Source organism: Pectobacterium sp. A5351 (assembly GCF_028335745.1).
In the GTDB taxonomy this organism is placed as follows: Bacteria; Pseudomonadota; Gammaproteobacteria; order Enterobacterales; family Enterobacteriaceae; genus Pectobacterium.
Map to the genome: position 1 here is coordinate 2,177,957 of NZ_CP116477.1, position 11,692 is coordinate 2,189,648.

11 protein-coding genes and 1 pseudogene are annotated in these 11,692 nt (G+C 55.4%); 4 read left to right on the plus strand and 8 right to left on the minus strand.

Annotation, left to right across the window (positions count from 1 at the left end; all coding sequences use genetic code 11):
- The first annotated feature begins 156 nt into the window (after positions 1 to 156).
- Positions 157 to 1,356 (plus strand): multidrug effflux MFS transporter, encoded by a 1,200-nt coding sequence (locus O1Q74_RS10325; RefSeq protein WP_271878667.1) that lies wholly within the window; start codon positions 157 to 159, stop codon positions 1,354 to 1,356.
- A 17-nt stretch (positions 1,357 to 1,373) separates the two neighbouring features.
- Here O1Q74_RS10325 and O1Q74_RS10330 read toward each other — a convergent pair whose 3' ends face one another.
- The 4 genes and pseudogenes from O1Q74_RS10330 to O1Q74_RS10345 all read right to left on the minus strand — a co-directional run bounded on the left by O1Q74_RS10330 (position 1,374) and on the right by O1Q74_RS10345 (position 7,609).
- Complete coding sequence (locus tag O1Q74_RS10330; protein WP_271878669.1) at positions 1,374 to 2,627, minus strand: D-amino acid dehydrogenase; 1,254 nt, start codon at positions 2,625 to 2,627, stop codon at positions 1,374 to 1,376.
- Between the two features lie 228 nt (positions 2,628 to 2,855).
- Positions 2,856 to 3,257: pseudogene (locus O1Q74_RS20265) on the minus strand (CHC2 zinc finger domain-containing protein); the annotation flags it as partial.
- A gap of 208 nt (positions 3,258 to 3,465) precedes the next feature.
- Positions 3,466 to 4,581: a site-specific tyrosine recombinase XerC gene (gene xerC / locus O1Q74_RS10340; protein WP_271878671.1), complete on the minus strand. Its 1,116-nt coding sequence runs from the start codon at positions 4,579 to 4,581 to the stop codon at positions 3,466 to 3,468.
- Positions 4,568 to 7,609 carry a CHC2 zinc finger domain-containing protein gene (locus tag O1Q74_RS10345; RefSeq protein WP_271878672.1) on the minus strand — a complete coding sequence of 1,014 codons (3,042 nt, stop codon included), beginning with the start codon at positions 7,607 to 7,609 and terminating at the stop codon, positions 4,568 to 4,570. The genes xerC and O1Q74_RS10345 overlap by 14 nt, the downstream gene beginning before the upstream one ends.
- Positions 7,610 to 7,711: 102 nt before the next feature.
- On the opposite strand from O1Q74_RS10345, the gene O1Q74_RS10350 reads away from it, so the two are divergent.
- The gene (locus O1Q74_RS10350) at positions 7,712 to 8,107 is read left to right on the plus strand and encodes a helix-turn-helix domain-containing protein (RefSeq protein WP_271878674.1); all 396 of its coding nucleotides are present in this window, start codon (positions 7,712 to 7,714) and stop codon (positions 8,105 to 8,107) included.
- Between the two features lie 70 nt (positions 8,108 to 8,177).
- Positions 8,178 to 8,414, plus strand: a complete 237-nt coding sequence (locus O1Q74_RS10355; RefSeq protein ID WP_271878676.1) for a SymE family type I addiction module toxin — start codon at positions 8,178 to 8,180, stop codon at positions 8,412 to 8,414.
- Between the two features lie 55 nt (positions 8,415 to 8,469).
- Here the strand turns inward: O1Q74_RS10355 and O1Q74_RS10360 are convergent, their stop codons facing one another.
- The 4 genes from O1Q74_RS10360 to O1Q74_RS10375 form a co-directional block, all read right to left on the minus strand.
- Positions 8,470 to 8,931 (minus strand): hypothetical protein, encoded by a 462-nt coding sequence (locus tag O1Q74_RS10360; RefSeq protein ID WP_271878678.1) that lies wholly within the window; start codon positions 8,929 to 8,931, stop codon positions 8,470 to 8,472.
- Positions 8,918 to 9,409, minus strand: coding sequence for a polymorphic toxin type 25 domain-containing protein (locus O1Q74_RS10365; RefSeq protein ID WP_271878679.1), 492 nt, complete (start codon positions 9,407 to 9,409; stop codon positions 8,918 to 8,920). Before O1Q74_RS10365 ends, O1Q74_RS10360 begins: the two co-directional genes overlap by 14 nt.
- A 201-nt stretch (positions 9,410 to 9,610) precedes the next feature.
- Entirely contained in the window at positions 9,611 to 9,781 is a 171-nt protein-coding gene (locus tag O1Q74_RS10370) for a hypothetical protein (RefSeq protein WP_271878681.1), read from the minus strand.
- Positions 9,782 to 9,838: 57 nt separating this feature from the next.
- The gene (locus O1Q74_RS10375; RefSeq protein WP_271875634.1) at positions 9,839 to 11,032 is read right to left on the minus strand and encodes an IS4 family transposase; all 1,194 of its coding nucleotides are present in this window, start codon (positions 11,030 to 11,032) and stop codon (positions 9,839 to 9,841) included.
- Positions 11,033 to 11,536: 504 nt separating this feature from the next.
- Between O1Q74_RS10375 and O1Q74_RS10380 the strand changes: the two genes are divergently transcribed.
- Positions 11,537 to 11,692, plus strand: a complete 156-nt coding sequence (locus O1Q74_RS10380) for a hypothetical protein (protein WP_271878683.1) — start codon at positions 11,537 to 11,539, stop codon at positions 11,690 to 11,692.

Genomic DNA, 11,692 nt, shown 5'->3' on the forward strand with positions numbered 1-11,692 from the left:
TTAGCCAGCCAGCTAGTCGCCAATGGTTAGCTGGCTGATATCCTCCTCCACAGCGGGCTCCTTTCATCGTGACATTGTCACAAAGATAACACTTTCTTTTTGCCAGTGTGCACATTACCCTGTCGACCCCATAAAACGTAGATTTCTGTTTTTGTTATGCAACGATTTATCCTCATCTTACTCACTCTGGTTCTACTCGGCCCTCTGGGTATCGACATCTATTTACCGCTGATTCCTGCTATTGCCGTGGCGCTGAACAGTCCTGAATCGCTGATTCAATCCACCGTCGCACTTTTTATTCTAATCATGGGATTAGGCCAGCTTCTGGCCGGGCCGCTGGTCGATAAATATGGCCGCCGCCCTATGGCGCTGACTGGTGTGATAATCTATATCATCGGTGCCATCATGGCGGCGCTGGCGACCAACGCCACGCTATTCGTTCTTTCACGCCTTTTTCAGGGTATGGCCGTCTGCTGTACTGCCGTTGCCATTTTCAGCAGCGTACGTGACAAGCTGAACGGTGACGATGCCGCCAGAACCTATGGCTTTCTTAACGGCACGCTGAATATTGTGCCTGCGCTGGCTCCGCTCTTCGGTGGACTGTTGGCCGAGGCCTTCGGCTGGCGCTCCCCTTTCTGGTTCCTCGCTGTCTACAGCATTCTGGTATTGGCACTCGTTCTCCGCTTTTTACCCGAAACACGCCCCGATTCAACCTTGCCCGTGCACGGTTTACCGCTGCGTCAATACGCACGTCTATTATCCAATCGCCATTTTCTGGGATTCGCGTCCGTAAACGCAGGCGCAATGGGGATGGCGCTAACCTACGTCACCTTCTCCCCCGTGGTATTAATGAACCAGGCGCGGCTCACGCCGCTTGAATTTTCGCTTGCCTTCGGCGCAAACGGTTTTTGGATCATGCTGGTTAGCTTCTTTGCGAATCGGATTATCCGCAAAGTCGGTCGCCCGCGTTGTCTGTCCGTTGGCAGCCTGCTGATGGGCGCGGGTTTCCTCTCACTGCTTGGTGGCGTCGTTCTTTTACCCGATACGATGCAAAACACCTGGCCGACCTACATGCTGCCCGTCGCGCTGGCCTGTGGCGGTCTGGCATTTTTGATCGGCCCCTCCACCAGCTACGCGCTGGAGCCTTATTCCAATGAAGCGGGAATTGCGTCGGCGATGGTAGGGTTTGTACAAATGGCGGGAGGAGCGGCACTGGGGCTGATCGCGATGGCGCTCCCTCTGCCGTCAAAAATATCACTGGCGCTGGTCATGCTCTGTGCCGCTCTGCTGGCAATACGCGCCCGTCTGCTCACTCGTCACCACAAGGGCAGCATTACACCGCTGCCCCATGGTTAATTCGCAATACAGAAAGGCTAACGAGTATAGCGAGACACAGACAAATCATCGGCTTCAATCTCCGGTGATTTGTCCGACAGAATATCCGCCAGCAATTTCCCTGAACCGCAGGCCATCGTCCAGCCTAACGTACCATGCCCGGTGTTCAGGTACAGATTTCTCAGCGGTGAACGCCCTACCAGCGGCGTGCCGTCTGGCGTCATCGGACGCAGCCCCGTCCAGAATGTCGCTTGTTCAATCGGGCCGCAATGGGGATACAGGTCGCGCACTACCCTCTCCAGCGTCTCACGCCGTTTAGGGTGTAGATCGGTATTAAAGCCGACAACCTCTGCCATTCCTCCAACCCGGATGCGGCGATCAAACCGAGTGATTGCCACTTTATAGGTTTCATCCAGCACGGTAGAAACCGGTGCTGAGGCATCATCCGCCAGCGGAATCGTCAGTGAATAACCTTTCAACGGATACACCGGAATATCGAACCACTGCCGTAACAACCCCGTGGAATAGGAGCCGCAGGCCATCACATAGGCGTCCGCCACGATCATTTCATCGTCGCACTGTACGCCCGTCACGTGTTGCTCTTCCACCCGCAGTTGGCGTACGTGACGTCCCAGTTTGAAGGTGACACCGGCATCGGCAGCCATCGTCGCCAGTTGGCGAGTGAATAACTGACAATCGCCGGTTTCATCATGCGGCAAGCGCAGCCCCCCCGTCAGTTGCTCCGCCACATTCGCCAGCGCGGGTTCAACGGAGGCCAGTTCATGACGGGACAGTAGTTGATACGGAACGCCAGCCTCTTTCAGCACGGTAATATCCCGTGTCGCATTATCATATTGCTGTTCGGTACGGAACAGTTGCAGCGTTCCGCCCTGCCGACCTTCGTACTGAATACCCGTGTCCTGTCGCAGCCGTTGCAGACAGTCACGGCTGTATTCCGCCAGCCGCACCATCCGCGCTTTGTTGGTTTTATAGTGGCGAGCATCACAGTTGAGCAACATTTGCCACATCCAGCACAACTGTGTGGCCGTGAAGTCAGGCCGGATCGCCAACGGCGCATGGCGCTGAAACATCCATTTTATTGCTTTCAGCGGTATTCCCGGCGCAGCCCACGGTGCGGCATAGCCGGGGGAGATCTGCCCGGCATTCCCGGCGCTGGTTTCCAACGCGGGTTCCGGTTGCCTGTCGATAACGGTGACATCATGCCCTGCCTGCGCAAGATACCAGGCGGTACTCACGCCAACTACGCCACTTCCCAGAATCACAACCCGCATGCTACCGCACTCCCTTTCCTTGACCGTCTAATCTACTGGAAAAATGCTTATTTAATGGAATAAAACGCTAGTTAAAAGGTAAAGCTGAAGACTACTCTAGCATTTGGGAAGGAATTGTCACCTGCCTCAACGATAACATTTATCTATTGTTATCTCTTCGAACCGTAGCCTCACTACTAAAATCGTAACGAAATAACTGTGAAATCATTCGCAAAATACGCATTCGCGGTACTTCATATGGTCACGCCAAGTAAGGGTTTTATCACTCAGAAACGTTAGCCGGTCGGCATACGGACTCACCACGTTCAGTGGCCGCAGCAACCGCTGCATGTTCTGGTGTAACCGGGTCAGATATCCCAGCAGATTGTGGTGATAGAAGTCGATAACCTGATGCAGCAGTGCCTGACCGTCATCATCCAGGTCGGACATCGGAGTACGGACCACCGGTGGTGAAGCTGGCACCGGCAGGGCGGCGAAAGAAGAAGATTCCCCGGCCAGCTCACGCAGCCGCAGCAGAGTCTGCGGGTAGGTCAGTTTCTCGGTCTGTTGCAGCCAGTCCAGCACCGACCCCGATGCGCCGCAGCCGAAGCAGTGATACAGGTTCTTTGACGGCGTAATGGCACAGGACGGGGGATTACCCGTCCAGCATCTTTCGCAGAATGCCACATTATGTTGAATGACGACAGGCCAGCAACGTTTCTTGCAGAGAACGGCGTGGGTTAACGCTGGCCGGGCGACATTTACTGCCGGAGCGCCTTACCTGAACAAGGCAAGCGCTGCGCCACGGACGGCGCAGCGTTTGCCCGACGCCGCACCCTGCGGCCCTGAAGAGAACGAGCTAACTTTTGTCGCTGTCCGGCAACGTGGCCATGTCTGGCGGCACCGGCATCTCGTCCGGCTCCGCTGTGTCCGCCGTCAAGTCAGCCAGCAGCCCGGTTTCTTCCTCAGCCTCTCGCTCCGCCGGGTGCGTACTCGCATGGACTGCGGATAACGCCTTGATGGAGACCTGCGTATAGATTTGCGTGCTCTCCACGCTCGCATGACCCAGCATCGCCTGTATCCACCGCAGGTCTGCGCCGTTCTCCAGCATCTGCGTCGCCATCGCATGCCGGAACAGGTGGCAGCTTCCCCATTGAGCAAGTCCCGACGCCCGGATGTAGTGGCCGACCAGATGGGTGATGCCGTTCGCCGTCAGTCCCGCGACACCATCCAGCGCCACGAACAGCGCCGTGATGTCCTGACTGACCAGCAGTTGTGGCCTCACCTGTTGCTGGTAATAACGTAGCCAGCGCAGCGCCCGGCTTCCTATCGGGATAACCCGGTCTTTCCGTCCCTTGCCCTGTCTCACCGTTACCGTTTTACGGCTCCCGTCCACGCTGTAGACATCCAGCTTTGCCACCTCACCTCTGCGCAGCCCCGTTGACCACAGCAGCTCCATCAGCGCCCGGTCACGGACGCCCTGAAGCGTCGTCAGGTCGGGCAACGCCAGCACCTGCTCCACGTCTTCCACGCTCAGTATCGTGCGCGGCAGTCGCTTCTCCAGCTTCGGCAGCTCCAGGTCTGCCGCCGTGTTCGCCAGTATCAGATGCTGTTTCGTCAGCCAACTGAACCACACCTGCAACGGCTGTAACGCCGTGCGCTGGGTTCGGGTGCTGAGTGGCTCCCCGTTGCTTTTGCGGTACTGGTACAGATACCGCTGGTAACGCTCAAGGATAGGCCGCGTCACCTCTGCGCCGTAGTGGACTCCCCGCTCCGCTGCCCACTGGATAAACCGGTACTGGTGATGTGTCTGCACCTTCAGCGTCGCTTCCGACCCGTTGCGCTCCCGACGCCACACCACGAACCGCAGCAGCAGCGCGTACAGGCTCTTCGGGTCGCTGGCCGGACCGATGGGCTTTCTGTACACCTCATCCACAGTCAGCAGCGCACCCGCTCGCGGTTTACGGTTGGCCATGCTGCGCCTCCGTTTCCGCATTCACGGGCAGCGAGGTTTTACCCGCTTTCTTTTTTCCCTTTATTACTGCGTTTTCAGTAACCCCGACCACTTCGGCGTCCAGCCCTTGCACTGTCTGACCTGATGCCGCTTTTTCCATACCAGACTTGACCCGAACTTGAGGCAGACTTGAACCAGACTTGTCTTCACCCTGACCAGACTTGCACTCACCGCCATCGTGTTCAGCCACATAAAGCAGACCGCACAGGTGACTTTCATCACCGCTGCCACCATCCCACAGCAGCTCATACTGCAACAGATGACCCCGGCTGCCGCCGTGCAGCAGCAGGTACTCCATTTCAGCCAACCGTAAACAGTGATTCTTGAGCTGGCTGTCACTCCAGTTGGTGTAACCCCGGATATCTCTCCGCGTGAACCGCACCTCACCCAGCTGACAGCCCTGACGCTGCGCTATCTCGCTCACCATCGTCTGTATCAGCAACAACAGCTTCCGCGTCTGCGGCGGCATCTCGTCCAACGTCCGCCCCAGCACCTCATGCGCCAGCCGGTTCGCCAGCGCGATATCGCTCTGCTCTACCTCGATATACTCGATAACCGCGCCCCGGTGTTCAACCCGTTTCACTGCCCGCTGGCACTGGTGCAGCAGCGCGATGGACTGGATTAAGGTGAGGTACTTCATATGGTCGCGCCGGGTACGGGTTTTATCACTCAGGAACGTCAGCCGATCAGCATACGGGTTCACCACCTTCAGTGGCCGCAGCAGCCGCTGCGCGTTCTGGTGTAGCTTAGTCAGATACCCTTTCTCACTCACGGCCAGAAGCCCTTCCAGTGTCTGCCCGTGACGCTGCATCGCGTGTATCGCCTGTGTCTGTTCACGGCTCTCATTCACAGTGAGAACAAGACAACGGTTCAGCAGCTCTTCGTCCACATCGATGGCCGTGGTGGTCAGCATCAGCATTACCGGTCCCTGCACCTTGTATTCCCGTGTGACCAGTTCCCCGCTCTGCTCGTTCTTGCCGGTACTGGCGATTTTCAGCTCCCCGTCCGACTGCAACAGCTTCAGCGCATACGCCGCCTGCCGTACCCCTTCCTCTTCCGCGATAGCCAGTATCTTGTGTTGCAGCGAGGTCTCGCCAAGGTAGTACAGGCTCTGCCCGGTCATCGCGCTGTACTGGATGCGCTCTTCTTCCGGCATCAGCCCCAGCACCGCATCCATCAGCGAGGATTTCCCCGCCGCCGATGAGGACTGGATAAGCACGGCCAGCGGTTTATCCAGCTTGCGCGACGTCGCCGCCAGATACCCGGTCAGCAGGTTGGTGCTTTCCCCCACCACGCCACAGGCCGCCAGGTCATTGATGATACGCTCGGCCAGGTCGGGGGATTTGAGTAACGCCAGCGCTGCCGCTTCGTCTTCCGCGCTGACCGTCACCGCCGCTGTAGCGTCCGACTGCGCCGTAGATTGTCGCGCTTCATCCTGCTTTTGCTCCAGCATCAGCAAGACCCGACCGCATTCGCGCTTGATGACCAAGGCCTCACAGCCCAACTCCGCCGCCGCCGCGCTGATATAGCCCTGACGATGACGTGAACTGTACATGTCCAGACTGTCCACATGGAACGCACCGGTTGCGTCATCCCGCACTTGTACGTTGACTTTCATCACCTCGGCCACGCTGTTCTTCTGCCAGCCCCGCACCCGCCACACCCGTGGACCGGCTCGTAACAGCAGTTCGCCCGCATCCGTCTGTTCGCACGGGATAAGTGCCTGAACCGGTGGTGTTGCTGGTTCATTCGGTTGGGCAGCTAAAAAAGGAGGGGTTTCACTCACGCCAGATACCGGCGTTTCATGGGAGAACACCACACCGGGAACCGTGCCTTTACCCATCCATTGTGCCTGCTCCAGCGCCAGCCCTAACGCCGCTTCAGGATTGCCACTCTTCAGCGCGAACGCATTCGCATCCAGCCCTTGCGGGAACTGCACCCGCCACGCTTCGATACCCGCTTCCAGCAGGTCTGCCGCCACGCTTTCCGCACCCCGGTCGCCTGCCTCATCCCGGTCATAGGCGATTAACACCCGCTTTACCCCGTGGTACTGCAACGCGGCCAGATGCTCAGCGGTAAAACCGTTCGCCCCGTAAGCCGTGGTCACGTTGCGGAACCCGGCACACCAGAACGTCATGGCATCGATTAACGCTTCACACAGGATGACCTCTGACGACGCCTTCAGCGCTTCCTCGTTCCACACCCCGGCCAGCGGTGACGGCAGATACAGGTGCTTCGCCGCCCCTTTCTTCACCGCGTAGTCCGCTGTGGTTCGGCGTCCGTACAACTGCAACACCCGTCCGCGCTGCGCCACGTTCGCCGATTCGGACCAGCCCACGACCGGCATCACCACGCAGCCCCGGAAGTGGTCTTGCCGCGTCGTCGACCGCAACACCCCCAGCCCGGCCAGCCGCTCACGCAGCCGTTTTCCCTCACCGCTCGCACTGGATGGCAACACTCCCGCGCTGCCGCCGATACCGTGATGACCGGCGAACCCCAGCTTAAAATGACTAACCAGCTCAGGATGGTTCAGCCCGCGACTGACCAGCCATTGCTGTGCCTCCGGGCTGGTCAGCAGATTGTGGTGATAGAAGTCGATAACCTGATGCAGCAACGCCTGACCGTCATCATCCAGGTCAGACAGCGGCGTCCGCACCACTGGTGGAGATGCCGGTACAGGGACGGCGGCTAAAGAAGACGCAGAACCGCCCAGCTCACGCAGCCGCACCAGAGTCTGCGGGTAGGTCAGCCGCTCAGTCTGTTGCAGCCAGTCCAGCACCGACCCCGATGCCCCGCAGCCAAAGCAGTGATACAGGTTCTTTGACGGCGTAATGACGCAGGACGGGGTTTTCTCCCGATGGAACGGACACAGGCACACATGGCTGTCGTCACCCTGCTTTTTCAGCACATACCCCTGACTTTGCGCCACGGTCAGCAACGAGACCTCACGCTTGAGTCGCGCCAGTTCTGCCGGTGTCATTCGTCCCATTCCGCTGCTCCTGTAAAAACCTGTCAAGATGCCATATTGATATCTTAAAGATATCTGATATGATATTTAAAAACAAGCCATTCAGAAGGGGGACGTATAGTGATGCCAAGTTCAACAATCTGGTTTCTTAATATGCAGTTCCCTGAACGTCTTACCATGTTGCGCAAGGCACGCGGACTCACTCAACAAGCGCTGGCTGAGATGGCTGGCGTCGCGGTATTACAGATACGCCGCTACGAAGGCGGTAATTCACAGCCCACGCTGGATGTTATTCGCCGACTGGCAATTGCACTGGGTGCCAGTGCTGATATGTTAGTTTTCGATGAGCAGGAGCGAGGACCCGGTGAGCAGTTACGTTACCAGTTCGAGACGATTTCGCGTATGCCTCAGCATGAACAGGACGTTATACGGGAACTGCTCGACGCCATGATTATCAAGAACCAGGTCGCCGGGGCTATGGCTCGTGTGACTCAGGGAACAGCTAAAGAAGAGAGTTAACAGACGCGGGCTGAAGGTGCTACCAACACCAACAACCCGCTAACCACTGGCAACTAAAGAGGTAGTTACTATGGCTAGGCAGCATCATAAGTCAGAACCCGCCACACCCCAAGCATTACGACACCTGAAGGTCGGCTACGTCAGCCGCCGCCACGCAGACCGCAACGATATGACGCGCTATTACAACCGCAGCCCCAGCCTGCACCTTACTGGCAACTGGCTCGAAGCCGCAGGATTTGGGACCGATACACCGGTCGTCGTCACCGTTGAACACGGTCAACTGCTGATACGTATTGTGGCTGAATGACAGGCAACAAAAATCCCGGCCTTTTTAAGGGCCGGGATTTTCTAAGTCACGAAGTTTAATTACTAATGAATACAATCAGCCATGTTATATATGCGAACCTTGATAGCCAAAGAAAAATCGCCCCGAAGGATAGATCTAATTTTGTTAAAAAAATCTTAATAAAAAAAAACGATTTTTCATCATCAATTAATCCTTGGTAAAAACATTTCCCATATAGTGCAAAGAGAAAGAATGCTCCCCCTCCAGCCAAGTTAGACATTAATAGTAAACTACTAAGATCCCTTCGATATTCAGCTATTGCTGCTGCGATATAACCAAGGACAAGAAAAATTAATGCGCAGTTTGACAAAGTGTTATGTTTGAAAAACATAAAGTTAAAATAAAGTAAAGAATCCTTACCTACCTTAGGACCACCAAGGTTTCTATACACAAAAATAAAAAAACATACTCCCCATGATGATAAAAAGAACAACATCATAAACGATGACAAATTAAGAATAATATCATTTGAAATCATGGTGGTATATTTCCTTAGTAGAATCACCGTTCATATCTATTTTTTCATTATGAGATCCAGTTGAAGATCCTGTAAAACCAATACTTGGTCCAATAGAGAAAGAAAAGCCAATACCATCTTTCCCAGCAGACAATCCAACGGAACCAGGACCAAAACCGAGACTAGTTGAATAATCACGGCTTAAGTCACCAAACATTCCGGGTGCGTATGGACCAAAATCAATACCCACCGACGCCCCAGCCTTAACACCGAACTCCTTCGTATATCCTGTAGAAACAGAGAAGTAATCATTATTAATCTCAGCACCACCTTTCAGAGCAAGTCCCACGCCACCTGAAACCTCAGCCTTTCCATTAGGTTTAACCTTATATTCAGTACCCAATGATGGCCCTTCACCAATAGCAATACGATTCAATCCTTCTTGAGTCTGTTCCGGTGTCAGATTGTTATCAACGGCGTACTGTGTCCAAGACGTCACTGATTGCCCGTAATCCTGCAACCCTTTAGGTATACTATCCGGACTGAAGAAGTTATTCTCAACAACAACGTTTTCCGGTGCAGACTCAGCCAGCGAACACCACTTTTCCCTGTACAGTCAGCCGGTTAAAGCCAGTTTTTCCTGAAGCGTTTCGATAACCGAACGCCGAAGCCCCGATACGCACTTTTTCAACCCGGCACGCTACCGCCCCGCCATGGCTTCCGCCTGCAACTGCCACATCATAGCAGCGGCGTCAGCCGCTGCCATTACCCGTTTTGTTGTTGAACCGGGGTTAGCGCGGCGCGAGACGTTCCGCAGCTTGCCTGTGGGACGGCGAAGCGTCTGCCGGGTGCGGGCTGGCGAAGCCCGCAAGTCAACGCCTTAGCGGGGAGGCCCCCGGCGGGCTGAGGGATCCCCACAAAATTACCATTAATAAACCAGCACCATACTTCGGTAGGTGCTGGCGAGTTGAACTAAGATACTCTCCAGTTTTACACGCCTTAATATTCGCTCTGAATGTCGCAACACATTTTCTGCCAACGTCAGAAACGATATCACTCTACGCTTTTTGACGCTGTTTGCCTGATAGTGGAGGTGAAGTCCTTTATTCTCAAAGTGATAGCCCAATAACCAGAGGACTATCGATGCCAGTGTTGCCAGCAGGCTTAGCACCCACAGTCGCTCCCCGCTTTTGCTTCCACTGGCTCGTAGTCCAAAGCCAAATCGCTCGCTTTTTTCATCTCGAAAGTTTTGTTCAATCTGCATTCTCCTGCTGTAGAGCTTCATGATTTCACGGGGCTTAAATTCATCTGTGCTGGTAAATATCAGCCACGGCTCTTTGGCTGACGCACGTTGCTCTTTTTCCACGGTCGGATAGCCCGGTTTCCCTCTGGCTCGTTTGCTTTTTCGCCCTTTTGACGCTTTCTTGTGAAGGAAAAAATGTCCATCGCATTGCGCATATTTAGCGCGTGCCAGTGTGCCCGCTCCCAGATATTTTGCCTGCGCTGTTCCCTCGCAGTCTTTTACGGTCATCCAGTTCTCTTTGTCATGATGAAGGCTAAATTTAACCGTCCCTCTGATTCGACCAATAAAACTCCATCCCAGAAATTTGATATGCCGGAACCACGCGCTTTGAAAACCTGCATCGGTAATGACGGTGACTCGGGTATTCGGCGCGACAGCTTCCGCAAGGGCGTCAAGAAAGGTATTTTGTATCAGTACATTATTTTGTTTTTTTAACGGGACAACCTGACTCATTAAGGGGATGGCGCGCCCATCACAGATAAGGCTGGCACGGAGAACATGATATTCCTTACAGGGATAGCCGCTCCAGTCAACGGCGATGACGCACCACGACATAGGTTTCGTCATCATAGAAACAATATTATTAAATATCAGAGGGATATCACGATGAAGCGATGTGTTGCCGAGAAGACGGTCAATGCGTTTTATTTTATCCTTGACGCGAGCGGTCCCCGGCAGGTGACGTCCAATGCTGGTAAGGGAAAGTGTCGCGCCGTTCATCAGGGCAACGGTGGAATCGATAATGGCATTTTGCCGATATTGGTGCGTTGAGGCTAAAGCGTGACGGAAAAAAGTCTGGCATACTTTACGGGCAGGCATAGAGGTGATCTCATTGAGTTTTTTGGCGAAAATCAGTAGATCATAAAACTCTATGCCTGTCTCGTTTTCTGGGGATTCGTCAGCCCGGCGGGGGCCGCACGGGGCGGAGATGGCGAGCACGGGAACGAGCAAGGAGCCGGCGACTGCGAGCCGGGCGCAGCCAGTGCAGCAGGGTTGGGGCGGGGGCGAGGTAAAGCCCTTCAGCGCCGTGACGAAGGAACGGCTTCTGCTTTGATGTTGACGTTGATGTTTGCTGAAGGATGACGCCGGAGCCAGCGCCGCCAGGGATGGCGGCCACACCGTAGAAGCCAGGGAAGTTCTCTGATGCTCGCAGCAGAGCGAGCCTGCGAGCTGTGCGCCATACCGCACCACAGAGCCGAACCCCGGCGGCCAGCCGCTCACCATTGTTGAGGAAGACCGCAGCGCGCCCTTGCGGTAGACGGCGCCGACATAATGTGTGTTACGCGTTGGCCGCGTTCAGCGGCTTTCGCGTAATGCCACATTATGTTGAATGACGACTGGCCAGCAACGTTAATGACAGAGAACGCCGTTGTCTGGCGCTGGCCGGGCGACATTTACCGCCGGAGCGCCTTACCTGAACAAGGCAAGCGGTGCGCTACGGACGGCGCAGCGTTTGCCCTGCACCGTACTGCGGAGTGA